Origin of the sequence: Planococcus donghaensis MPA1U2 (assembly GCF_000189395.1) — a bacterium.
Taxonomy (GTDB): domain Bacteria; phylum Bacillota; class Bacilli; order Bacillales_A; family Planococcaceae; genus Planococcus; species Planococcus donghaensis_B.
Genome location: NZ_AEPB01000064.1, coordinates 45,693 through 67,758 on the forward strand (window position 1 = coordinate 45,693; position 22,066 = coordinate 67,758).

Genomic DNA, 22,066 nt, shown 5'->3' on the forward strand with positions numbered 1-22,066 from the left:
TTGGAGCAGGCAATAGTGTACGATAGATGAAGCAAAAGAAAAATGGACGGGAGTGTACGTGATGGAAGAAACGGATTGGCGTTTTAAAATAGCTCACCGAGAAGCATGGATTGGCGTAGGGTTAGCCCTATTTAATTTTATTTGGTGGTTTGGTTTTGCATATGGTTTAGGCTCGCGTCCAGTTGAAGAGTATAGCTATATTTTTGGCTTGCCAGATTGGTTTTTTTATAGTTGCGTTGTTGGCTTTTTGCTGATCTGCGTGTTGGTGATTGTCATCGTAAAATTCTTTTTCACGGAAGTCCCATTTGATGAAGAGGAGGAGATCCGATGAATTACGCAGTATTGGTTCCAATGCTTGCCTTTTTAGTGATTATCTTTTTTATTGGTTATTGGTCAAGCCGTAAACTATCGGCGTCTTCCAACTTTATTAGCGATTATTTTCTAGGCGGACGGGAACTGGGTGGATTTGTACTTGCGATGACAATGGTTGCGACATACGGCAGTGCCTCAAGTTTTCTTGGTGGTCCCGGAACAGCTTATACGATGGGCTTTGGGTGGGTACTCCTTGCCATGGCGCAAGTTGTAACCGGCTATTTCGTCTTGATGATTCTTGGGAAAAAATACGCCATCATGGCACGTCGCTACAAAGCAGTCACGATGATTGATTTTCTAAAAGCACGGTACAATAGCACAATTGTGGTATTGTTATCGGCTTTTAGCATTATCGTTTTCTTGTTTTCTGCGATGGCGGCGCAATGGATTGGAGGCGCAAGACTCGTTGAATCATTAACCGGCTTATCGTATAACTCAGCTTTGTTTTTATTTGCGATTAGCGTGTTGGTATATGTCACGATCGGTGGGTTTCGCGCGGTTGCCTTAACCGATGCTGTGCAAGGAGCAGTAATGCTCGTCGGAACACTTGTCCTATTGATCGCTGTTATTATCGCGGGTGGTGGAATTCCGAATATCGTCAACGATTTGATCAATGAAAACCCGAACTTGGTTACACCATACGGCGCAGATGGCAATTTGACGACCGCTTATGTCTCGTCATTTTGGATACTGGTTGGCGTCGGCGTTGTCGGCTTGCCACAAATTGCGGTGCGCGCCATGTCTTATAAAAATTCACGGTCGATGCATCGGGCATTAATTATCGGCACAATTGTTACCGGATTTATTATGCTCAATATGCATTTAATCGGTGTTTTTGCACGTCCGGTTATGCCGGGAATCGAAATTGGCGACAAAGTCATTCCGCTTATTGCGCTAGAAACTTTGCCGCCATGGGTTGCAGGAATCGTGCTCGCGGCTCCAATGGCTGCAATTATGTCGACCGTCGATTCGCTGTTGTTACTTGTCAGTTCGTCGATTGTTAAAGATGTTTACTTGAATTACATCAAACCCGATGCCACGATGAAAACCATTAAACGGATCTCGTTTGGTGTTACAGGCATACTTGGAGTTATTGTTTTCTTACTTGCTTTAAATCCACCAGAGCTGCTGATTTTCTTGAATTTATTCGCATTTGGCGGGTTAGAAGCGGCGTTTATTTGGCCGATTGTTCTTGGGTTGTATTGGAAGTGGGGCAATAAATACGGAGCGATTGCTTCAATGGCGACGGGGATTTTCAGCTATATCGCCATTCATTTTTACAATATCGAATACGGCAATTTGTTCGGCGTACATACGGTGACGGTGCCAGTGTTGTTGTCACTTGCAGCTTTTATCGCCTTTAGCTTATTAATCAATAGAAAAGCGTATCAATACAATATAATAAAATAAAGACTTCTCTGCGGAGGGGCGAAAAGAGGTCTTGGCGATTGAATAAATGGAAAATCTACGGCATCTTAACGGCTGTCATGATTGTGTGGGGCTTTAATTTATCGGCAGTCAAATACATGTTGGGATATGTAGACCCTGTCACATTAACGGCTTTTCGTATTTTGTTAGCGGGATTGTCGGTAATGGCCATACTCGCGAGTTTTAAAATGTTCCGCTGGCCAGCCAAAAGTGAATGGAAATTTATTTTTCTTGGCTCGTTACTAAATGTAGTGGCACACCATTATTTCTTATCAAATGGTTTATCAATTACGACAGGTTCAAATGCAGGGTTAATTTTAGGGACAGGTCCGATGTTAACCGCAGTACTCGTGTCGCTCATTATGCGCAATTACCCGTCTAAGTTGCAGTGGCTTGGTGTGGTGATTGGGTTTGCGGGTGTTGCTGCGACAGTAATGGTTGGAAGTGGTGCGACATCTGGATTAAACGTGGGAGATATTTTTGTGTTTATCTCCATTTTGGCGCAAGTGTTGAGTTATATTGTCATTGCCAATGCAGCACGTACACTCGACCCGCGCATTTTAACGGGGTATATGTTTATTACAGGTTCACTCGTATTGTTTATCATTTCACTCCTACAAGAACCAGGAGAAATCAAAGCGTTCGCCGCAGTGCCTTTGTCATTTTGGGTAGCGTTTGTGTTTTCCGCGATGCTCGGAACAGCAGTCGGCCATATGCTTTATAATTACTCAATTGGCCAAGCAGGACCAACAAAAGCGGCAATCTTTATGAACTTGAATACCTTGTTTTCATTAGTCGGCGCCAGCGTGTTGTTAAATGAAAAAATCACGTTAGGTCATATATATGGATTAGTGCTTATTGTGATTGGCGTGCTGTTTGGATCAGGTGCAGCTGAAGATTTGTTGAAAAAACGCAAGAAACGGCTCGCACCTTGAGCCGTTTTTTTGCAGCCCTCTTTTTATTTGTGGTACAAGTATCTATAATGGAGATTAGATAGATAAATAGCTTTAAGCAACTAGAGGAGTGAAGAGCCGTGGCCACGTTATGGGGAACGCCAGAAAAACTGCAACAATTACTATGTGAACTTGTCAGCTGGAAAAGTATGACTTTAACAGACGGAGAAGTGGAATTTGCTTACAATTTAAAAGACAAATTAATGGAGCTGCCATATTTTCAGGAAAATCCTGACTATATTAGCGCAGGTGAAGTGAATTGGGAACGCCAAAGCATCACCGCTCTTTACAAGCACCCAGAAGCCGTCGATACCATCGTTTTGCTTAGTCATTTCGATACTGTCCATACTGGCGAATACGGCGACTTGGAACCTTTAGCTTGTAGCCCGGAAGAATTAGGCGAAGCCTTTAAACTCATTCGTGACGAATTAGATGCCGATACAGTAAGAGATCTTGATTCTGGGGAATACTTATTCGGCCGCGGCACAATGGACATGAAAGCAGGACTTGCGCTTCACATGGCATTGATCGAAAAAGCTTCTATTGAAAATTGGCCGATCAATTTACTGCTCCTTACAGTTCCAGACGAAGAAGTAAACTCAGCAGGCATGCGCTATGGCGTTTCGAGATTACTCGACCTTGAGCGTAAGCACGGCTTAGAATATATTTTATTTTTAAACGGTGAACCTGTCTTTGGAATGAAACCTGGAGATACGTCTCATTATTTATATACGGGATCTATTGGAAAAATTATGCCCTCCGCTTTATTTTATGGAAAAGAAACCCATGTTGGAGAGCCTTTATCAGGTATTACCTCAAGTTATATTTCAACATACTTAACACATCGTATGGAATGGAACACAAGCTTTAAAGAAGTGGTCTACGGAGAAACAACACCTCTTCCAGTAACGTTAACCCAACGAGATATGAAATTAGAATACTCAGCCCAGACGCCTTATCGCACGTCAGCAATGTACAACGTTTTTACAATGGAACGCAACGCAGGAGAAGTATTCGATATTTTTGAGAATATCGCAATCGAAGCAGCTGCCCATTGCGAACGCGATTACCACGCCATGTGCGAACGTGAAAACATCGAACCCGTCGGCGGCATTAACGTCATGCGCTATGAAAAACTAATTCAATACGCGCGCAATAAATTCGGCCACGACTACATCACAGACTTGTTGCACGAAACATTAATGATGCCCGACTTAGACATTCGTGAAAAATCTATGCATGTTACAGATATTTTGCTCATCAACTGCCAAGAACTAACGCCGGCAATGGTGCTGATGTTCGCACCACCGTATTACCCGTCCGTTAATTCATCTGAAAACGAATTGGTCAAACGCTGCGTCGAACAAGTCACAACAAACGCCAAAGAAAAATTCGACCTCGAAGTCAAACAAGGTCATTTCTTCAACGGCATCTCAGACTTGAGCTACGTCAGCTACAACGACCAAAGCGACGGCTGGGTCGCGTACGAAAACAACACACCCGTTTACGGCGATTCGTACAGCATCCCATTCCAAGCAATGAAAGAGCTAAAAGCACCCGTCCTAAACGTTGGTCCTTACGGTAAAGATGCACACAAACGCACAGAACGTCTACACATCAAAAACACATTCGAAGAAATGCCGGTCCTATTAGAAGACATGATCCTCTCAATACCCGTAAAAAGTCGCCACTAAGGCGGCTTTTTTTTGTGGGGATTGTTGGGTAGAGGGGCGAGTCGTGTAAAGAAGTGAAAAGTTCATGTAAGAGTCGAAAAAGTTCAGGTAAAGAGCTCGAAAGTTCGGGTAAGAGGAGGAAAAGTTGCTGTAAAAGTGCGATTCATGTAAAGAAGCGAAAAGTTCAGGTAAGAGTGGAAAAAGTTCAGGTAAAGAACTCAAAAGTTTGGGTAAGAGGAAGAAAAGTTGTTGTAAAAAGTGCGATTCATATAAAGAAGTGAAAAGTTCATGTAAGAGTGAAAAAAGTTCAGGTAAAGGGCTCAAAAGTTCATGTAAGAAAACAAAAACTTCATGTAAAAGAAAATCACTTATGTTTTGTGGCTTTTCGCTCGCGAAAAGCGTCTTTAGGGGTTGGGTATATCGGTTTTAAAGAGGGTGAATGAGAGCGACATTAACAGAAACTTTATATAGAAATACTCACACACCCCCTCCAAATCTCATATTTGCCCCGTATAGCCTCTTCAAAAATCATATTTGGATATAAATGGTAAAATTCTAAAAACCCTGCTAAACTAATAAAAAAGGAGGGAGTATATGATTATCAAACACCGAGAAAAACCAGCAAAAATTGCAGGCTACGAAGCGTTATTAAAAAGAATTTCACCAACTCACCCAAAGCGAGCTAACATCAAAAACAGCTTGAATATTGCGAGAGCAGGTTTTAGTGGGGAAGAACGCTTGGACGAAGCGCTCGATTTTTTTGATCCACCTTATGCCTATCAACTTATCCAAGATTTTTCATTGCCGGCACCATACAAAATTCAAGTCGATACCGTGTTGATTACGCAAAGCTGCGTGATTTTACTTGAAGTCAAAAACATTACGGGGAAACTGCAATTCAAACAAAACCCGAGCGCACTCCATTCAATTTTGGCCGATGGTGAAATTAAGAGCTACAAAAGCCCCGTTACGCAAATGAATGAAACAGCGATCCGAATGGGCAAGTTTTTAAAAACCCTTGGCTATAATTTGCCGATTTCTAGCCTAATTGTCATTGCCCATCCTTCACAAATTGTTAAAGACGCACCACCAAACGCCCGCATTTTAGCAGTAGGCGAACTAAATTTTTATCTGTCGAACTTACACTTGCCAAAGCCCGCTCTTTCTACAGAAGAACTCTACCAGCTGGGCAACGCATTCCTCGCAGCACATCAAAACTATCAACCTTTTCCACTCGCTCCAAAATTTCAAATTGAACCGTCCGAAATCGAAGGGGGCGTTTTTTGCCCGCGTTGTCATTTCGGGAAAATGACGACAACCAAAGTCGCTTGGGAATGCGAAACGTGCAGGCTGATCAGTAAAGACGCTCATGTCCACACACTTCAAGAATGGTTTATGCTAATAAAACCCACCATCAACACAGCCGAGTGTCGTGATTTTATCGGACTTAAAAATTTAGACACCGCGAAACGATTTCTTCTTAACAACAATTGCCAGCCAGTTGGGGGAAGAAAATACCGTCAATACATCCAGCAATCATTTCACAAATAAAACCAACTGCTTAAACAAACAGAAAATTAGCTGATGAAAGTACACCCACTCAAACTCACTCCATTTTATTCTTCACCCTACTCCTGTACAATCAAACTATTAAAGCCTATTCATTAAACCAAAGGAGACTATCATATGAACATAGAGCAGCAAATACTTGAGTATTTCACCCATTTTCATACACATCCAGAAGTGAGCTGGAAAGAAGTTGAAACAACAAAAAAACTAGCGGCGATTATGACGGAACTAGGTGTGAAACATCACACGTTTCCAGATGTGACTGGGTTGATTGCTGAAATTGGTGAAGGACCGGAAGTGGTTGCGGTGCGTGCGGATATTGATGCCCTTTGGCAAGAAGTTGATGGCAAACTACAAGCTAACCATTCATGTGGACACGATGCGAATATGTCGATGGTGCTTGGTGCGTTGCTGTATTTGAAAGATGAAACACTAACGAAACGTGTGCGTTTTATTTTCCAGCCAGCAGAAGAGGTAGGGAACGGATCGCTTTCGATGATTGAGCGCGGGGCAATTGATGAGGTGTCGCATTTATACGGTGTTCATCTGCGTCCAATCGAAGAATTGCCGTTTGGGAAAGTGACGCCCGCGCTGCATCACGGATCGGGAATTTTCTTGAGAGGGAAAATTACAGGGGTCGATGCTCACGGAGCGCGACCGCATCAAGGAAAAAATGCCATCGATGTCATTGCGGCAATTCATCAATTCGTTAAATCGATTTATTTCTCTCCGTTTGAATCCTATTCGGCAAAGTTGACGCACATACAAACGGGTGGGGATAGCTTGAACATCATTCCAGGAAGTGCCAACTTTGCGATGGATGTCCGTTCGCAGTCAAACGACTTGATGAAAGAACTTCAGCAAAAAATTGGTGAAGGATTAGCAAGTATTGCAAAACTACATAATGTCGAAATCACATTCGAGTGGACAGATTACACACCTGCTGCTGAAGTGTCGGAAACAGCGATGCAAATTGCGGACGCAGCAATTCGAACAACACTGGGAGACGCTGCAACAGCTGCGCCGGTTCATACGACAGGTGCTGACGATTTTCATTTTTATACCATAAAAAAACCTGAATTACACGCGGCAATGATTGGCATTGGGGCAGACTTAACGCCAGGACTTCATCATCCAAACATGAGCTTTAACCACAAAGCGCTTGATATCGGTGCGCGCGTGCTGGCAAATACACTCAAAGCTACTTAATGAAAAATATCTTAAAACACTAAAAATTCTAAAGTTAGAATAACACATGATAAAATAACAGAGCCGACATCCGAGACCCTCTTTTACAAGAGGGTCTCATTTTTATATGTGTTGGAAAAGAACGTTTTTACACCTTAAAAAAAGGGTATTGAAGATAAGTTTATATTATAAAAAAAGGAGAGAAATAGAATGGATGCTATTTTAAAAGGGATTACCTGGTTCGTTGATAACGCCAACACGTTGCTTTGGACATACATATTAATTGCACTTCTTATGGGCCTTGGCCTTTACTTTACTGTTCGCACTAAATTCGTTCAAGTTCGTTTGTTTGGTGAGATGTTCCGTGTGATCATGGAGAAAAAAGATGGGGATAGCGGGATCTCAGCATTCCAAGCTTTCACAATTTCTACTGCTTCTCGCGTAGGAACAGGGAATATCACAGGTGTTGCTTTAGCCATTGCTATTGGTGGACCGGGAGCGGTTTTCTGGATGTGGATGGTCGCGATTATCGGGATGGCTACCGCTTTTGTTGAAAGTACATTAGCGCAAGTTTACAAAATCCGCGACGGTGAACAATTCCGTGGTGGTCCTGCTTACTACATGGAAAAAGCACTCGGCAACCGCAAACTCGGAATTGTCTTTGCTATTTTGTTAACACTGGCATTTGGGTTTATCTTTAACTCAGTTCAATCAAACACGATTGCTCAATCTTTTGAAGACGTCTTTAATATTCCAGATTGGACAATTGGATTAGGACTTGTCCTATTAACAGCCATTGTTATTTTTGGTGGCGTTAAACGAATTGCTAGAGTGACACAAATTGTCGTACCAGTTATGGCCACAATTTACATCATCGTAGCGATTTACATCATCATCATGAATATTACGGAAATTCCAGCCGTGTTCACGCTTATTGTGAAAAGTGCTTTTGGATTAGAAGAAGCAATCGGTGGCGGTATCGGTGCCGCCATTATGCAAGGTGTTCGTCGAGGCTTGTTCTCGAATGAAGCAGGTATGGGTTCAGTACCTAATGCTGCAGCTTCTGCCAATGTTTCGCATCCTGCAAAACAAGGACTTGTTCAAAGTTTAGGTGTTTTCTTTGATACGATTGTTATTTGTTCGGCGACTGCTTTTATTATTATCTTGGCAGGTCTTTACTCAACAAGCGAACAAATTGGAATTTTGCTAACGCAAGATTCGTTAAACGCTCACCTTGGCAGTTGGGCACCGTACTTTTTAGCAATTGCTATTATGTTTTTCGCCTTTAGTTCGATTATCGGGAACTACTATTATGGCGAAACAAATATCGAATTTATTAACGCTCACAGTGCTTGGTTAATGGCTTACCGCTTTGGAGTACTGGCAATGGTTATGTTTGGTGCACTTGCTCAAGTTCGATTGGTTTGGAATATGGCCGATTTGTTTATGGGCTTCATGGCTGTACTCAACTTAGTCGTAATTGCTTTACTTGGTAAAACAGCCTTTAAAGTACTGGAAGATTACACAACCCAACGTAAAGCTGGGAAAAACCCAGAGTTCTTTGCGAAAAACATCCCCGGTTTGAAAAACACGGAATGCTGGGGTGAAGGCGAAACTCGCCACAAATAATACCATCAGAAGACCTTTTTGCGCTCGCGCAAAAAGGTCTTTTTTTTTGATGTAATCCGCATTATTATCTCAAAGATTAGATTCTATAAAAATCAGATTTTTCAGAAAAAAGCATGCAATGTTTCCCCTTTTTTTCCTAAAATTAAACATAAAAATATGCATTGTTACACATTTGTAACATAAATGTAACCTTGATTCCGTGTTTTTACTGTTACAATCAAAAATATATTAAAGAAGTCATTAACGGTTGATGCCTGATCACCATCCCGAAATTTAACTAAAGAGGTGCCAAGTGAAGAAACGACTAATACTCATGATAATTGCTATTTTATTAATATCAGTTAGCCCATTCAACACGACACAGGCCAGTGCAGCTACACCAAACGAATTAATTACATACGCGAAGAAATTTTTAGGAACACCGTATAAATTTGGAGGAACAACTCCTTCAGGCTTTGACTGTTCTGGATACTTACGATATGTTTTCAATGAATTTGATATTTCGATTCCACGTACTTCTGTTGAGCAGTACAGCAACGGAACAGCTGTTAGCAAAAGCAACTTAAAAGAAGGCGATATGGTTTTCTTTTCAAATACGTACAAACCTGGAATTTCACATGCTGGAATATACATAGGTGACGGAGATTTTATTTCCGCAACAAGCAAAGGAATAACAATTGCGAACTTAAACACAAACCCATATTGGGGACCAAAATACACAGGCGCTCGTCGTCTTAGTGAAGTTAAAAACGAAACAACTACCGTATCAAAACCAGCTCTTTCAGTTGGACAATATTACGATGTATCTTCAAAATATTGGGCAGCTAAAGAAATCAAAGACTTAAGCGTTGCAGGAATCATCACAGGTAAAGGCAATGGCATTTTCAAGCCAAACGATAATGTATCAAGAGCAGAAGCGGCGACAATTATTGCGCGTGCATTAAAACTAACTCCGGTTAAAAGTTCTGCGTTCAAAGACGTACCCGCATCACACTGGGCAGCTGGCAACATTAACGCTGTCATGAAAGCAGGAATCGTTAACGGACGTTCACCAGGATACTTTGCACCAAATGAAAACATCACGCGTGCAGAAATCAGCAAATTGCTAACAAAAGCATTTGCCTTATCAGCATCAACGCCTTCAACATCATTTACGGATATTAAAGGTCACTGGGCTGAAAACTCAATTAACACAATCGCTGCACATAACTTAGCAAATGGCCACGACGACGGTTCGTTCAAGCCTAATGCAAATGCCAAACGTGCAGAATACACAGCATTTGTTCACAGAGCTATCGCAAACAAATAAATGCAATCAAAACTGCAAGTTCCCTCGAGACGATCGAGCGGACTTGTAGTTTTTTTATGGTGATTTTTGTGTTAAATATTGTAAATATATAATAATGTTAGGTAGTTATTGTTAACAGCTAGCTAAAACGCTTAAAAATGTGTATAGGAGGTGCGAAGTATTGTTTTGTTAGTCACGTTACAGTGAAGGGTAAAAGGCTGTGAAAGGCGTTTAGAAGAGTGGATTTGTGAAAGGCGTGTGGAAGAGTGTAGAGCTGGGTGAGCATGTGAAAATTTCAGGTAAAGAGATCAAAATGGGTGAATTTATGTAAGAGAGCGAAAAGTTCATGTAAGAGCACGGAAAGTTCATGTAAGAGAGCAAAAAGTTCATGTAAAGAGATAAAAATCGGGTGGATTCACATAAGAGCTTGAAAAGTTAAGGTAAGAACACTAAAAGTTCATGTAAGAGAGCAAAAAGTTCATGTAAAGAAGTCAAAAGTTCATGTAAAGAAGCTCGGAAGCTTATGAATTCATGTAAGAGCATCAAAAGTTCATGTAAAGAGATAAAAAGTTCCTGTAAAGAAGCGAAAAGTTCATGTAAAGAGGTCAAAATCGGGTGGATTTACATAAAAGCATGAAAAGTTAAGATAAGAGCACCAAAAGTTCATGTAAAGAGATAAAAAGTTCCTGTAAAGAAGCGAAAAGTTCAGGTAAAGAGATCGAAATCGGGTGGATTCATATAAGAGCAGCAAAAGTTAATGTAAGAGATTGAAAAGTTCATGTAAAGAGATAAAAAGTTTATATAAAGAAGTCAAAAGTTCGTGTAAGAAGCTCGGAAGCTTATGAATTCATGTAAGAGCACAAAAACTTCATGTAAGAAGAACAAAGTCTTGTAAATCCACATAAATACACGTGAAAGCGAAACAAACACCCACGCCCCAGCATATTCACCACGCCTATCCCACAAAAAAGGCCCAACCGGCATAACCGGTTGGGCCTACATTACTATTTCAACGCATTGTTAATTACTTCAGCGCTTTCTGCGCGAGTAATTGGGTTTTTCGGGCGGAATGTGTTGTCCGCGTAACCTTTAACGACTTTGGTTGCATAAGCAGCTTGAATCGCGTCGTAATAATACATAGTTTTTGGAACATCTTTAAAACCAGCTTGTTGAGTGCCGGAAAGTTTAAACGCAGATTGCATAATCAGTGCCATGTCGCCACGTTTAATTGGATCGTTTGGTCGGAATTCTTTTTCGTTAATTCCTTTAATATAACCTAATTCATAAGCACTGTTAATATAGCCAGCAGCGTAAGAATCTTTTGGTACATCGCTAAAATGGTGATTGGTATTGGTTTTATTCAACTTTAATGCACGGCCAATCATGGTAATGGCTTCTGCACGGGTAATGGTGGCATCAGGACGGTATGTGCCGTCAGTAAGTCCTGTGATAATGCCGCGATCAAAATTCTTTTGAATCGGTAACGTGTACCACACATTATTTTTTAAATCTGGGAACAAGGCAGCTTTGGTCTGGAGTGATTGTACTAAGCCATTGCCATACGTATTGTCGCGACCTTTTACACCAAGGTCGAATGCTACCCGGTTAACAGTTTCACGCAATTGCTTATTTGATAAATGCGGATAAGCTTCCATATATTGCGCAAATGTACCAGCAACAAAAGGAGAAGCGACAGATGTTCCTTCAGAAACAGCGTAATCTTCGTTAGATGTTGTTTTAGAATCAGTGAAACTACTTAAAATGCCTTCTCCAGGTGCCACAAGTTCTTGTGACGCGCCGTAATTTGAGAAATAAGACAGTTTGTTGAGTTTCGAAACAGATCCGACAGCAATAACAGACGGAAAACGTGCTGGGTAAAGAACGTCTTTATATAATCCTTTTTCCCGTTCGTTTCCAGAAGCGGCAATAACCACAATGCCAGCATCGTAAGCTTTTTGCGTAATGTCACGTAAAGCTTGGTCATCGTTAATTGTCGTCAAACTCATGTTGATAATGTCGACTTTTTGGTCGATAGCCCATTGGATTCCGGCAACCACGCCTTCTAAAGTGCCGACGCCGTTAGCCGACAAAACTTTAACCGAGTAAATCAACGAATCCGGTGCTACACCAACTGTACCGATGGAATTGTTTTGTGCGCCGATTACACCAGCAACATGCGTGCCGTGTCCATTACCATCTGTAAAAGCACTGGAATTTTCAACTTTTGAAACGCCTCCTGCGACTTTTAAGTCAGGATGTTTAGAGTTAATGCCTGAATCGATAATGGCGATTTTAACACCTTTACCTGTGTACCCAAGACTAGTTGCGGTATTCGCTTTAACTGTCCGGTAACCCCATGTAGTTGTTTGACCAGCTGCGGTAACGATTGAATTCTCTTCTACATATTCAATAGAAGAATCATTACTTGCCGTTTGAACCAATTGCTCGTTTGGCAATGTAACGGAAACGGCAGAGATAGCATCAAACTCCTCGTGAATTTCTGCGCCCATTTCTTCTAGCAAATCATAGTCAATGTCTTCTTTAAATGAAATAATCACGCGATCTGAAGCGTCATTGGCTTCAGCGGAGGCATTACTACTGGCCCATCCACTGATAAATAGCACAGAGAGTGCCAAAACTGATAATTTTTTCAATAGAATCCCTCCTGAAAGATTACACTTTCATGTAGTATACAACAAAAAAACGGACTTAAAAGTCCGTTTTAAAAATTAATTTTTTGCTTTCCAGTTGTAATAATCTTCGATTCCTGCAGCAATCGCTGTAGCAGCACGATCTTTATAAGTGCTAGAACCTAATTTCGAAGCATCATAAGAGTTCGTAATAAATCCTAATTCTACTAAAGCTGCTGGAAGGGGGTTCGTGCGAATAACTTGGAAACCGTAGTTTTTAACACCGCGGTTCGGGTGGTCCATTGCTTTGTAAAGTCTGTTTTGAACAAATGTTGCTAATTCCTTGCTATCGCTACCGACTGAAGCGGAATAGTACGTTTCAGAACCGCTAGCGCCATGAGCTCCTGCTGAATTGGTGTGAATGCTAAGGAATGTATCTGATCCACTAGCTACGCCTTTATCCACACGAGCACTCAATGAATGGAATACATCAGTTGAACGTGTCATATAAACTTTAATGCCTTTTGCTTTTAATTTTGCTTCAACACGTTTTGCAACGTCAAGGTTAATGTCTTTTTCTAGTAATCCATTTGCTACGGCACCACCGTCGTGACCGCCATGACCAGGATCAAGTGTGATATAGCGGCTGCTAGCAGTTGCGGGTACAGCTTCTGCTAAATAATCAGAGTGAACGTAGCCAGTGTAGCTACCGCTTTTCCCGTATGCCCAAGCACCTTTGTAACCATAAACTGCGAATGCATCACCCGAGTTTAGTTTACCAAGTGCGTAGTAGCCAGTGCTTGGTCCAGTACGAATATTTAAGCTGTTTACTGTTACACGTAAATTATCAATTGTGACATTTTTATAAGTAACTCGGTAGCTTGAATTTAATGCGCGTGCTAAGAAAATAGCGAACTCTTCACGAATTAATTTTTTGCTTGGTGAATATGTGCCAGTACCCGTACCGTTTGATACGCCGGCAGTAGCAATTTTACTAACTGCTGTGTACAGACTATTTGAACTTGTATCTACTTTAATATCTGAGAAGAAAACATTACCAGTATTTGAGTATTTAAATGCACGGCTTAGTAAGTAAGCCATTTCTCCACGAGTCATTGTATCTTGTGGACGGAAAGTTCCATCTGAATTTCCTGTAATGATGCCTTTTTCGTAAGCTGATTGAATATAACCTGAACTGTAGCGTTTTGGATCGACATCAGGGAATGATGTTTTACGCAATGAGCCGTTCAAGCCTAATGCACGACCGATTAAAGTGGCAGCTTGCTCACGCGTTACTGACTCCGATGGTCCAAATGAATTTTTATCTACACCGTTTATCAAACCTTTGTTCCATAAATACAAAATCTCTTGATCGGACGATGAAACGTCCTTAAATGGATTACTTGCAGCAGAAACAGGTTGAACACCAAAACTTGAAATCACAAAAACAACAGCAACAAGAAACAGGGCAATTTTCGAGAATACTTTTTTCATAAAATTGTCATTTCCTCCTATTAATTTCTATCTGATAGTGATAATAGCAGATATTTATTCAAATTAATGGGTTTTTTTAATAAATAAGAATAAAGTATGGTTTAAAAAGATTATTTTTGTTCGGTAAGTTTCGTCCTAATACTTTATACCTAATTAAATGATATACAAACTGCAAGTATTAAATAATCAAATAAATTAAATTAAAAATAATAAAAAAATGTCTTTACTAATATAGGAGTATTAATGGTACACTCAAAAATGTCTAGTAATTATTTAACCATGTAAAAATGGTAAATATAGATAATAAAAGAGGTAGCCAGTCTACTGAGAAAAATATGTATCTTATTGATAAGTTTATGAGGTTTTAAATAAAAAACTTTGTAAATTAGGGAATTTTGTTTTTATTACCAAAAGGAGGAAAAAGAATAACATGAAAAAACTATTACTAGGATTTTTAGCAATATTGCTTGCTTTGTCGGCTTTTACTCAAGAAACAGCAAAAGCCGCAGATGATCTAACAGGTCATGCATACGAAGCAGAGATGAGAGAGTTAATAAAATTAGGGGTTATCGTAGGATACAAAGACGGAACAATTCGTCCAAACCAACAAGTAACGCGCGCAGAGTTCGCTAAAATGGTTGTAAACTCATTTGAACTTGGTCCAGTAACAAAAAGTGCATCTTTAGAAAACGCAGGATTTGTAGCAGCTTCAACGGAAATCGCTGTAAGCTTTAAAGATGTATCATTAGGAGCTTGGTATTACGATTCAGTTGCAGCGGCTGTAAGTGCTGGAATTATTAAAGGGTATGATGATAATACATTCAGACCTAATGAATTAATTAATCGTGAGCAAATGTCGACAATGGTTGCTCGTGCATTAAAAGCAAAAGGCGTAGTAATCAATGTTTCTGAAACAAAAGCGTTGGATTTTACTGATGCTTCTACTATTAGAGACGATCACAAAGACGATGTCCGCATCCTTTCACATTTAGGAATTATTACAGGAAATCAGGATAAGACATTTAAACCAAAAGACGGCTCGACAAGATGGATGGTGGCTGTAGTTATGTTGAGAGCAAGAGCTGAACTTGCACCGCCGAAAGATTTAGAGTTCCAAGTTTCTTCAATTACGGCAGACAAAACAACAGTTTTAAAACAATTTGATGATTTTGCAGCAGCAAAAGAATATGCACAAAAAACGTCAAAAGCTCAAGTAGTTGAGCGCAGCAACCAAATTCTTTGGATGAAAAAAGGAATTGTAACAACCAATGCATTTACGGAAATTTATCCAACGGATAGCTTAAAAGCAAGCACAAGCACATTCCGTCCGTATGTGCCTTCAAATACTGAAATGAAATTTATCGATGCTACAGCGACAACAGTTAAAGTAGAATTGGCTGGTAAAGTCGGATATGTGAGTTCAAAGGTAGTTCGTATCATTCCGCAAGAAATGCTAAAAGGTCAATCCTATTATGAAGTGGCGGGCAGCAGCTTGGTCCACAAAATTTTTAACCATTCGACTGGAAGCTATGCTTCTACAGGCGTTGTAGGTAAAGCGCCAAAAGAATTTGTCAGCGGCATGAAATACTATAGCTGGGATGGAGCAACATTTACAAATGCATCTGGCGCGAAAGTAGCGGAAAGCTATCAGTACTTTAATATGTTGCCGCTTCATTCCGCAACAAAGTACACAGCGGAAGAGTTAGACAAATACTTGAAAGACCAATTCCCGTATTACAATAAAGTACAGTACGACAAGAAATGGACAGAGAGCCCGCTTGTCGGCGCTGGAAAATTCTTTAAGGAAATGGAAGCAACGCACAAAGTTAACGCACTGTACTTAATGTCTCATGCGATTCATGAAAGCCAGTGGGGAACAAGCAAAATCGCACAAGATAAAAACAATCTCTTTGGTTATGGTGCAGTAGATGGTGATGCCTATAACAGAGCGTATTCTTACGATACATTTAGAGAGTCGATTGAAGATGCGGCTAAACGAATCAACACAAGTTACCAGTCACCAACAGGCAGCTATTACAACGGATCTATTCTTGGAAACAAAGGTATCGGCATGAACGTTCGTTATGCATCTGATGTATTCTGGGGAGAGAAAATTGCGGGGCATATGTTCCGTACGGATCAGTATCTTGGAAGCAAAGATGTAAACCAACACAAGTTAGGTTACACAACAACGAGCCCGTTAAATTTCAGAAAAGATCCAAGTACATCATTTGCTTCACTTTATACACTGAAAACTTCTGAAGTTCCCGTCGTGATTCAAACAGAAACAACAGCGGCTTCAGGGTCATTATGGTATGAAGTAGCATCAGAAGACAAAGCTTATACAAAGGCTTATGTTCACGGCGATTACATCAAAATGTTGCCAGTTGCACAGTAATATAATTTACAAATTTTTAATAGAAGAACCCCATGTTCAAGCCATTATAGCTTGAACATGGGGTTCTTCTTTATGTTATACTAGCCTAAGATATTTTGCCCTGAAGAGGAGATTAATAATGACTTTAAAATTCGTTCATATATTGGGAGTGCCGTTTATTAACACAACCCAAAAAGACTTTATCGCAACACTAGAAACACACGTCGCCAAGCAGGAAAAAGCGTTTGTGGTGACAGCCAATCCTGAAATTGTCATGCATTCGTTAAAAGACGAAGCGTATAAACAAACATTAGCAAAAGCTACATACATTACAGCAGACGGCATAGGCATCGTTAAAGCGGCCGCCATTGTGGGTGAACCGTTGCCAGAACGTGTAAGTGGATATGACGTTATGCTGGATTTGCTTGAAATGGCAAACAAAAACCACTCAAGTGTCTTTTTTCTAGGAGCAGCTGAAGAAGTATTGCAAGCTACGGTTAAAAAAGCAAAACAAGACTATCCCGGCATCAAAGTTGTGGGCAGTCATAACGGCTTTTTTGATTGGAACGATCATCAATTGCCCCAACAAATCAAAAACGCAGCACCCGACTTTGTTTTTGTAGCACTCGGATTCCCGAGACAAGAACAATGGATCGGCGCCAATATCGATCAATTTGATAAAGGTGTGTTTATCGGCATTGGTGGAAGTTTTGATGTTTTTTCTGGTTCGGTCAAACGAGCACCTGAAATGTGGCAAAAAATGAACCTTGAATGGTTTTACCGTCTGGTGAAACAACCCTCACGGTGGAAGCGCATGCTCGTGTTACCAAAATTCGCAGCAACTGTGATTGGGCGAAAGGCTTCTCGTAAAGGATGAAAAACACATTAGTTAAAAGTACATTAATCTTATCAATTGCAGCGTTGCTGTCTAAAATACTCGGCAGTTTGTTCCGCATACCGCTTCAAAATATTGCAGGAGATGAAGTGCTTGGGATTTTCACATTGGTGTATCCGGTTTATATGGTCGCATTAACTTTGTCGGTCGCCGGAATTCCTATCGCCATTTCCAAACTGATTTCAGAAGCGCGTGCAACAAATGACGAGCAACAAGTCAAAAACATCTTTTTCACTTCAGGTATTTTGGCTTTACTCTTCGGTATCACCAGTTTCTTTATTCTTTACGGATTTTCTCATCAAATCGCAGCGGTTTTAGGAGGCCAAACGACGCGGCTTTCGCTTATCGTCGTGTCGTGTACATTGCTCGTTGCACCTTATATGGCAGTGTATCGAGGTTATTTCCAAGGACATCAAAATATGACACCAACTGCCGTGTCGCAAGTAATCGAACAATTTATCCGTGTTGGCTTGATAATACTTGTCGCCATTTTTATGGTAGAGCGTCTATACAGCGACGAGCAAATAGCTGGCGGTATTATGATTGGTTCAATTATTGGTGCGCTCGGCTCATTAATTTACTTGCGCATTTTATACAATCGTTCTTCTGTCAAAGTAGCGAAAAATTTGCCTTATAAACTAGCTCATTTTCATTCTACATTTAAAACGATTTTAAAAATCTCGATTCCCATCGCAATTGGTGCCATTACTATGGCGTTGTTGAATTTAATCGATTCCGTAACCATTCCAACGGCCTTAAAAATGCATGGGGAAGCGACTGAAGACATCAATTCGCTTTATGGAATATATGGTAGAGGCTTAGCGCTTGTACAAATCGTAACGGTTTTTGCGAGCTCTGTTATTTTGCCACTTATTCCGTCGATCTCTGCAAAACTAACGCAAAATGATAAAATCGGCTCCGCAAAGCTGATCGATAATACCTTTTTCCTGACGTATTTACTATCCGTTCCGGCTGCAGTGGGTCTTGTTGTTTTGACTTTGCCGATAAACTTAGGCTTGTTCACAGATTTACAAGGCAGTACGGTGCTCGCAATCGTGTCATTTAGTTCATTGTTTACGTCGCTGACCGTTCTTGGGACGGGCGTTTTACAAGGAATCAACAAAGCGCGTCTTGGTGCGTGGATCATTATTATAGGTGTAGGGATTAAATTGTTTTTGAATTTGACTTTAGTCAATTTGTACGGCTTAGTTGGTGCTGCCATTTCTACCGCAGCTATTTACTTGATCTTGTTCATACTTAACGCTGTTGCTATCCGGAAATACACCGGATTCAGCTTTTTTCCGAAAAAGATTGGTACCATCGTTTTTGCTTCACTTGTCATGGGGGCGGCTATTTGGCTGCCAAGTTACCTATTGGATTTTGAAGAGTTGTCGAGATTGGCAGCTTTATTGTATGTGGGAGCAGCAGTCGCAATTGGCGGGCTGATTTACTTTAGTTTGTTGCTAGTAACTGGAGCGATAGACCAAAGCGTATTGCAACGCATTCCTGTCATCAACAAATTCATCACCAAGAAATAGCGCCTGCAACCCAGGCCAATCCAAGAAAAGTTAAGGGTGTGTACTTACGTGAAAAAAGTATTAATCGGAATCCTCCTGGCCGCATTGCTATTGACCATTCCAACAGCAGTTCAGCGCATACAAATAGAAGAAGCAAATAAAAGCATTGAAACCATTGTTCCTTATCAATTGGCAGCGAATTGGATGATTGAAGATCCAGATCTAACATTTGATCAAATACTAACAGATTTTAAAAACACTGGTGTTCAAAGTATCAGCTTAGAACCGGATACTATTAGTTCTCTTGAGAGAAAAAGACTGGTGACAGCTGTTAGTACATCGCGCATGCATGAATATTTATTGTTAACACAGCAAGAACCGTTAGAAGCGCCTTTTACTAAACCAGGATTGTTTATACACTCCAATAATTCTTATGATTTCGAAAAAGTTACAGAAGGTTTTTTTGAAGAACAACATACATTTACTGTGAATGGTGACGACTATTTGTTTATTCCGGGAAATGCCAGTAGGATTCTGTCAATACCGGTTGCTTATGATAGAGAAGTGATTGAAACCGTATTAGATGCTGACATGATGGTCATTCCACGTCTTAGCAATTTTAGTGATGAAGCTCAACTTGAACGAATGTCGGAAGAGCTGCTTGCCATAAAACAACCTGGTGTCGATAAAGTATTATTTAGCGGAGTGGATGTCCCTTTTTCTTCAGATCCAGTCGAATTGAAAGAGTTTGGGGAGCAACTAAACACAGTAGGTTATGAATTAATGAGCATTGAATTTGCAGATCAAAATGGTTTAAACCAACTGGCATATATAACCGATTTGAATCTTGTTCGCCTTCATAGTCTTGGCGTTGCAGATAGCAATATTACAGAAAGCGCGGAGAAAATTGTTCGTGCTGCAAAAGAACGGAATTTACGTGCATTTTACTTGAATTTACCTTCTGAGAAATATGAAGAAGCGTTGCCGGTATTGCAAACCTTACAAGCCGAAGTAGATTCTACCTTGCCAACAAGTTTTGCTCGCGGTGACTCGCGCACTTTTGAAGCGTATAGCGTTCCGTTATGGCAAACCGCAATGGCGTTGCTTGGTGTAATAGCGTTTTTAACATTAGCAACTCAATCAGTATTTCAAAATAAAAAACTAACGCTCTTTGCATTAAGTGGATCTGCTTTGTTTGTTCTTTTATATTTAGTTCTTCAACAAAGCATCATTTTAAAAGCATTGGCTTTGGCTGTTGCTATTACCGCACCTATTTGGGCGGTTTTATTGAACAAAGAGCCACAGAAAAAAGGGTATATCGTGAAATCTTATGCACAAGCAATCGGTATTGCAGCAATTGGTATTTGGCTGATTGTAGTATTGTTGAGCGGCAATCAATATATACTCGGAATTGATTTGTTTAGAGGAGTATCATTAATTTATATTGTACCGATTGCTTTTATAGCAGTTTATGCAATTTGGGGAAATATTAAATTTCTCTTAAAAGCTCCTGTGATTTACTGGCATATTGTAGTTATTGCGGTTGTTAGTGGTATCGCTTTATACTATTATAGCCGAACAGGCAATGCTGGAGAGGCCTCTAATATTGAACTACAATTACGTTCATTACTGGAACAAATCTTATACGTAAGACCAAGAACAAAAGAGTTTCTTATTGGATTCCCGTTCTTTGTTTTGGCGCTTCACGTGGCTAAATCGTATCCAAAAGGCTATTACTTCTTGCTTATTCCAGGAGTCATTGGCTTCTTATCCTTAGTGAATACATTTACTCATCTTCATATACCGCTCTTGATTTCATTACTGAGAAGTGGTTATAGTATACTATTCGGATTTATAATAGGACTTGTGTTAATTTGGCTGTATGAAAAAGTGTGGAAAAAAATAGTGACCAATATAAGAGTGAGGTGGCAGGCGTGAGAGTTGTTTTATCTGGATATTATGGTTTCGACAACGTTGGAGACGAAGCAATTCTCTACGCCATTATCCATTCGTTAAAAGAGTACAATCCTAATATCGAAATTATGGTGTTATCCAATAAACCAGAAAAAACAGCCCAAACGTATCGCGTTCAAGCGGTAAATCGGTGGAGCTTGAAAGAAGTACGCGCTGCGATCAAGTCTTCTGATGGACTCATTAGTGGAGGCGGCAGTCTTCTTCAAGATAAAACCGGGCGCAAAAGCATTCCTTACTATGCCGGTGTGATGAAAATGGCTCAGCAATTGAAAAAGCCTGTATTCGTGTATGCACAAGGAATGGGTCCAATCGATAGCAAAATCAACCAAATGATCGTTAAACATGTTCTAAACTCAGTAGAATTATTGACGGTACGGGACCAACAATCTAAACAATTGTTAGAAAAAATAGGGGTTGCTGCTCCGATTCAATTAGTACCTGATCCAGTTATGGGAATCGATGCGGAAAGTTTCCAAAGCAGCTGGCTTTCTCAGCAAGATTTTCAAGGGAGAGTCATTACGGTCTCAGTTCGTGACTGGGAAAATGACGACTTTGCTTTTCAAGAAATTGCTCGTGGGCTCGATCAATTAGCTGCTAAAGGAAGAGAAATCGTTTTTGTGCCTATGCATGGGAAACACGATTTCAAAACTTCTCAAAAAGTAGTTGAGTTGATGGAAACGAACGCTTATGTTGCGCCACACGACAGCACGATTCAAGAAAAAATGGCCATCATCAAAGAGTCGGATGTGTTGTTCGGTATGCGATTGCACGCGTTAATTTTTGCGGCTGTTGGATATACGCCTTTTGTTGCGTTGTCTTATGACCCGAAAATCGATTCGTTTGCAGGTATTGTCAATCAGCCGGTTCTTGGTCATGTTGAGTCGAAAGATTGGAACGCGACTGGCTTGGTGCATGCCATAGAAAAGATTCTTTCAAATTATCCGGATGAGCTTGAAAAAGTAAGAAAAGAAGTCAAGCCTCTTCAAGTAAGCGCAAACGATACAGCACGTGCCGTCATTGATTCAGTTAAACTATCGGCTGGAGTAAGGTTATCACAAAGTTAATCGAGTATTGAAAAA

Annotated in this window: 15 protein-coding genes; 13 read left to right on the plus strand and 2 right to left on the minus strand. The window is 40.5% G+C overall.

Annotation, left to right across the window (positions count from 1 at the left end; translation table 11 throughout):
• Nucleotides 1-61 precede the first annotated feature (61 nt).
• The 8 genes from GPDM_RS15915 to GPDM_RS15950 all read left to right on the plus strand — a co-directional run bounded on the left by GPDM_RS15915 (nt 62) and on the right by GPDM_RS15950 (nt 10,121).
• The gene (locus GPDM_RS15915; protein WP_008433051.1) at nt 62-331 is read left to right on the plus strand and encodes a YhdT family protein; all 270 of its coding nucleotides are present in this window, start codon (nt 62-64) and stop codon (nt 329-331) included.
• Nucleotides 328-1,782, plus strand: coding sequence for a sodium/pantothenate symporter (gene panF / locus GPDM_RS15920; protein ID WP_008433052.1), 1,455 nt, complete (start codon nt 328-330; stop codon nt 1,780-1,782). The genes GPDM_RS15915 and panF overlap by 4 nt, the downstream gene beginning before the upstream one ends.
• 38 nt (nt 1,783-1,820) lie before the next feature.
• Complete coding sequence (locus tag GPDM_RS15925) at nt 1,821-2,735, plus strand: DMT family transporter (protein WP_008433054.1); 915 nt, start codon at nt 1,821-1,823, stop codon at nt 2,733-2,735.
• A 98-nt stretch (nt 2,736-2,833) separates the two neighbouring features.
• Complete coding sequence (locus tag GPDM_RS15930) at nt 2,834-4,447, plus strand: M20/M25/M40 family metallo-hydrolase (protein ID WP_008433055.1); 1,614 nt, start codon at nt 2,834-2,836, stop codon at nt 4,445-4,447.
• Nucleotides 4,448-5,020: 573 nt separating this feature from the next.
• Complete coding sequence (locus GPDM_RS15935; protein WP_008433057.1) at nt 5,021-5,977, plus strand: nuclease-related domain-containing protein; 957 nt, start codon at nt 5,021-5,023, stop codon at nt 5,975-5,977.
• Nucleotides 5,978-6,112: 135 nt separating this feature from the next.
• Nucleotides 6,113-7,204, plus strand: coding sequence for an amidohydrolase (locus GPDM_RS15940; protein WP_008433058.1), 1,092 nt, complete (start codon nt 6,113-6,115; stop codon nt 7,202-7,204).
• A gap of 189 nt (nt 7,205-7,393) precedes the next feature.
• Nucleotides 7,394-8,812 (plus strand): alanine/glycine:cation symporter family protein, encoded by a 1,419-nt coding sequence (locus GPDM_RS15945; RefSeq protein ID WP_008433062.1) that lies wholly within the window; start codon nt 7,394-7,396, stop codon nt 8,810-8,812.
• 292 nt (nt 8,813-9,104) lie between these two features.
• Nucleotides 9,105-10,121 carry a C40 family peptidase gene (locus GPDM_RS15950; protein WP_008433063.1) on the plus strand — a complete coding sequence of 339 codons (1,017 nt, stop codon included), beginning with the start codon at nt 9,105-9,107 and terminating at the stop codon, nt 10,119-10,121.
• A 983-nt stretch (nt 10,122-11,104) separates the two neighbouring features.
• Here the strand turns inward: GPDM_RS15950 and GPDM_RS15955 are convergent.
• A complete protein-coding gene (locus tag GPDM_RS15955) occupies nt 11,105-12,754 on the minus strand; it encodes a S8 family peptidase (protein WP_008433065.1) in 1,650 nt (549 codons plus the stop codon).
• A gap of 75 nt (nt 12,755-12,829) precedes the next feature.
• Complete coding sequence (locus tag GPDM_RS15960; RefSeq protein WP_008433067.1) at nt 12,830-14,224, minus strand: N-acetylmuramoyl-L-alanine amidase; 1,395 nt, start codon at nt 14,222-14,224, stop codon at nt 12,830-12,832.
• Between the two features lie 430 nt (nt 14,225-14,654).
• Here GPDM_RS15960 and GPDM_RS15965 point away from each other — a divergent pair, with 430 nt between their 5' ends.
• From GPDM_RS15965 to csaB, 5 genes are all read left to right on the plus strand, one after another.
• Nucleotides 14,655-16,622: an S-layer homology domain-containing protein gene (locus GPDM_RS15965; protein WP_008433068.1), complete on the plus strand. Its 1,968-nt coding sequence runs from the start codon at nt 14,655-14,657 to the stop codon at nt 16,620-16,622.
• A 118-nt stretch (nt 16,623-16,740) separates the two neighbouring features.
• Complete coding sequence (locus GPDM_RS15970; RefSeq protein WP_008433069.1) at nt 16,741-17,478, plus strand: WecB/TagA/CpsF family glycosyltransferase; 738 nt, start codon at nt 16,741-16,743, stop codon at nt 17,476-17,478.
• On the plus strand, nt 17,475-19,034 hold the full coding sequence (locus GPDM_RS15975) for a putative polysaccharide biosynthesis protein (RefSeq protein WP_008433070.1): 1,560 nt from the start codon (nt 17,475-17,477) through the stop codon (nt 19,032-19,034). The genes GPDM_RS15970 and GPDM_RS15975 overlap by 4 nt, the downstream gene beginning before the upstream one ends.
• 48 nt (nt 19,035-19,082) lie before the next feature.
• On the plus strand, nt 19,083-20,951 hold the full coding sequence (locus GPDM_RS15980) for a DUF5693 family protein (RefSeq protein WP_008433071.1): 1,869 nt from the start codon (nt 19,083-19,085) through the stop codon (nt 20,949-20,951).
• Nucleotides 20,948-22,051 (plus strand): polysaccharide pyruvyl transferase CsaB, encoded by a 1,104-nt coding sequence (gene csaB, locus GPDM_RS15985; RefSeq protein WP_008433072.1) that lies wholly within the window; start codon nt 20,948-20,950, stop codon nt 22,049-22,051. The genes GPDM_RS15980 and csaB overlap by 4 nt, the downstream gene beginning before the upstream one ends.
• Nucleotides 22,052-22,066 lie beyond the last annotated feature (15 nt).

What these genes read in the sequence shown, in the direction of transcription:
- GPDM_RS15915 (WP_008433051.1), top strand. Translation starts at nt 62, where the DNA reads ATGGAAGAAACGGATTGGCGTTTTAAAATAGCTCACCGAGAAGCATGG.
- panF (WP_008433052.1), top strand. Translation starts at nt 328, where the DNA reads ATGAATTACGCAGTATTGGTTCCAATGCTTGCCTTTTTAGTGATTATC.
- GPDM_RS15935 (WP_008433057.1), top strand. Translation starts at nt 5,021, where the DNA reads ATGATTATCAAACACCGAGAAAAACCAGCAAAAATTGCAGGCTACGAA.
- GPDM_RS15940 (WP_008433058.1), top strand. Translation starts at nt 6,113, where the DNA reads ATGAACATAGAGCAGCAAATACTTGAGTATTTCACCCATTTTCATACA.
- GPDM_RS15945 (WP_008433062.1), top strand. Translation starts at nt 7,394, where the DNA reads ATGGATGCTATTTTAAAAGGGATTACCTGGTTCGTTGATAACGCCAAC.
- GPDM_RS15960 (WP_008433067.1), bottom strand. Translation starts at nt 14,224, where the DNA reads ATGAAAAAAGTATTCTCGAAAATTGCCCTGTTTCTTGTTGCTGTTGTT.
- GPDM_RS15965 (WP_008433068.1), top strand. Translation starts at nt 14,655, where the DNA reads ATGAAAAAACTATTACTAGGATTTTTAGCAATATTGCTTGCTTTGTCG.
- GPDM_RS15970 (WP_008433069.1), top strand. Translation starts at nt 16,741, where the DNA reads ATGACTTTAAAATTCGTTCATATATTGGGAGTGCCGTTTATTAACACA.
- GPDM_RS15975 (WP_008433070.1), top strand. Translation starts at nt 17,475, where the DNA reads ATGAAAAACACATTAGTTAAAAGTACATTAATCTTATCAATTGCAGCG.